The organism is Lamprocystis purpurea DSM 4197, assembly GCF_000379525.1.
GTDB lineage: Bacteria > Pseudomonadota > Gammaproteobacteria > Chromatiales > Chromatiaceae > Thiodictyon > Thiodictyon purpureum.
Genome location: NZ_KB902423.1, coordinates 1 through 3090, shown reverse-complemented (window position 1 = coordinate 3090; position 3090 = coordinate 1). Strand labels below are relative to the sequence as shown.

The 3090-nt window shown below is 63.3% G+C and carries 3 protein-coding genes; all 3 read right to left on the bottom strand.

All coding sequences use genetic code 11. The annotated features are described in order from the left end of the window. Window positions 1–259: 259 nt before the first annotated feature. The 3 genes from A39O_RS0107245 to A39O_RS0107230 all read right to left on the bottom strand — a co-directional run bounded on the left by A39O_RS0107245 (window position 260) and on the right by A39O_RS0107230 (window position 2835). On the bottom strand, window positions 260–844 hold the full coding sequence (locus tag A39O_RS0107245) for a Uma2 family endonuclease (protein ID WP_020504025.1): 585 nt from the start codon (window positions 842–844) through the stop codon (window positions 260–262). A gap of 557 nt (window positions 845–1401) precedes the next feature. Beyond that, complete coding sequence (locus tag A39O_RS0107235; protein WP_020504023.1) at window positions 1402–1680, bottom strand: hypothetical protein; 279 nt, start codon at window positions 1678–1680, stop codon at window positions 1402–1404. A gap of 255 nt (window positions 1681–1935) precedes the next feature. Further along, entirely contained in the window at window positions 1936–2835 is a 900-nt protein-coding gene (locus A39O_RS0107230; RefSeq protein ID WP_020504022.1) for a DUF2887 domain-containing protein, read from the bottom strand. Window positions 2836–3090 lie beyond the last annotated feature (255 nt).

Below are 3090 nucleotides of genomic sequence, written 5' to 3'. Positions count from 1 at the left end.
CCGCTCAAGTTTGCGTGCTGGCACTGCCCAGCCCTGGATTCCGCCATCCCAGCCGGAATGACCAACCAAGCCGCAAACCGCGCTCTCCGTCGTCCCGGCATGGATGCCGGGACCCAGTGCCAAGGACGGTAACCCTCAACCAGCACAGCGCCCACATGTGACCGATCACCCCTTCCCGCCCCAAGATTCCCCCATCCACGCTAGAAGCTCGAACAGCCAGCGACCCCAAGAAGAGCAAAGAGCGGAACAAGTCCCCCCGCTACTCCGTTGGCGCCCAGAGATCATCCAGATTGATCGCCACCGCCTCAAAAGGCGGGACCAACACCCGCATCGCGCCGGCAAAGCGCCCGATCTCCACCCAGGCGCCCGCTTCCAAGACGTAGGCTTCCAGCGTGTGCGCGATGGGGTCAATCAGCCAGGCGTGAGGGACGCCGTACTGCGCGTAGATCGGCATCTTGACCTGGCGGTCCTTACTCTCGGTCGCGGGCGAGAGAATCTCGCACACCCAATCCGGGACCACCATCGCCCGGTGTTGCGCCTTCGGCAACTTCGGCAAGTGTTCGCGTCGCCACCCGGCCAAGTCCGGAACATCAACCTCGGTGTCACGGATGAAGTGCAGTTCAGGTTCGACCACGATCAACCATCCGCCAGGGCCGCCGCGACCCCGTTGGAACGGGTTAACCAACTCGCCGGCAAGGGATGTTTCGGTGAAGCCATGCTCAAGGCTGGGGCGCGGCTGGGCGTAGAGCTGACCGTTCAGGATCTCCCCGGTCAGTCCTTCCGGAAGGCCCTCAAGCTGGTCGTAGAGGCTGGGGCGAGTTTGGATCTGGCGGCGTGCCTGCATTGCTGTGTCTCCCGTGCGGAGCGGTTGATCCGTGAAGCATACGGCCGTCTGGGAGTAGACCCAACCGACGGCCTGGCCGCAACTGGTCGAGGCTTTAGCCGGTGGCGACCCCCGAGATCTCAAATCAGTGCTGCCTGCGCGCCGGACCGGCTAACGCCCATGGTGCCCGCGTCACCCCCGAACATGAAAGTCCTCTCGACCACTGTCGCACCGGCCTCGATCAAGATTCCGGCCACTTGGGCGCGCCGGGTGCGTCGTCAGGCCATCCTGGCCTGACACCGTCAGGGCTGGAAGCCCTGACTACGCACGCCGCTGGCCGGGATTACGATCAAGGCCCAACTGCCGGCGTGGGAGGCTGCGTAGTCAGAGCTTCCAGCCCTGACTGTTCCAGCCCCGACGCCGCCAGGCCAGGATCGCCTGACGACGCACTTTCACGGTAGAGCCTCGACCTCCGGTTTTCTGGCGGCCGGAACGATGACCAAAGCCCAGGGTTCTGCAACCCATATAAGAGCCGCCCGGATCATGACACTCAGGTCGACGCCGGGACAATCCCTCCGTCAAGCCACAGCGGACGCGGTTCGGTGCGTCAGTCGCGCCTTAAAGCGGCTCAGCCAGCCGCCAGCAGGCTTCACGCAGATCGCTACGGACTTTTCCAACTCGTCAAATTCCGCTTCGATCAGCCGCGCCAAATCCTGCATGGCTGGCGTGGGATAGGCGACGTAGAGCGTCACCCAAGACTCACCGTTCGGGAGGACCGCAACCCGTCCAATCAACCCTTTCACGCCAAGGTTGCTCTCAAAGTACTTGATCACATAGTCCAATATCTCGTTCGGCATGCTCCCCTCCAGTTCAGTGACCTATCGCACCATGATACCCAAGCAATCCCAACAAAACGCCAGGCCAAATAAGCCACGCCCCCGCTGGCGATCAAGGCAAACCATACGGTAAACGACTCCCACACTTCATGGTAGATCCGTTCCCACAAATCACCGAAAGCGTCGGCCGCCATTCGTGTCGTCCCGGCCGCCGAAGGTCGGGCCAGCATGGTACGAAGTGCTTCGGAAACCGTCCAAGCACCGCAACAACAATCCTCAGGACCCCTTCCTCGCCGCCCGCCCTGGCTTCGGTCCGATCAACTGCTCCAGGCTCTGCGCATCAAGCACCCCCTCCAGCCAACCGTCCAATTGCANGATCGCCGCCGCATCCAGGCGCTGCACCGCCCATCGGGGCAGTACCCCGAACCGACGCGTCAGCAACCGTTTCAGACTATCGGCCTTGCCCTCGGCGTTGCCCTCGGTCTTACCTTCGGTCTTACCATCCGCCTTACCCTTCGCCTCACCCTTGGCAAAAATCTCCTGATACACCCGGGTCTGCTCCAGCGGGACCAAAACGTTCAACATGGTTCGTAACTCCTCGCTGCTGAGTAAGGGAAACCGTTCGATCAGCCAGAACTCGAGCATCCGTTCCAGCGTCGCACGGGTGGTAGGTGCCAACGGCGCCTTGCGGATCGTGCGCAACGCCCGCGGAGCGTAGGCCCGCAAGGCATCGTCACGCGCAATGATCAGCGGGGCAAACACCACCACAAAGGGGTTGTCGGGCTCGCGCTCCAACCACCGCGGCAACAGCTCGTCGAGATACGCCGCCGTGCACAAGGGGGGCACCGCACCCGGCGGCGCGCCGGGATCATCCCCCGTGTGCAAGAAGATCAGCAGGCCCTGGACCGTTCGGCGCGGGTGCTCCTGCCCGTACAGCCCCAGCTTGGTCAGCAGGTTATACCAGGCGCCCGCCGCGTACTGCGCCTGAAACTCGATGATATAGACCGGTCCATCGTGGCCTTCGGGCTCATAGATGCCATCCAGGCGCCGCTCGATGCCTTTGATGGTCAGCGAGTGGAAGCGGTAGACTCCTTGCAGGGTCACTCCGCCGCTCAGCACGCGAAACGCCTCGGCACCCGTCGCGAGAAATTCATAAATCGACGGGTCGGTTTTCATCTGGCCTCGACTCCACGCGCACCAACAGTCAGCCTACTGCGAACCCGGATCGTAATCCATCCCCTGCCGCTGCCCGCTTAGGCACGCGCGCCGCCCGCAGGGTTCCGGCCGACGACGATGCACGACCGCTCTACCCGCCCCAGGATTCCGGCATCCATGCCGGAATGACGGACCACGCGGTGAACCGCGATCTCCGTCGTCCCGGCACGGATGCCGGGACCCAGTGCCAAGGACGGTAACCCTCAGCCAGCACAA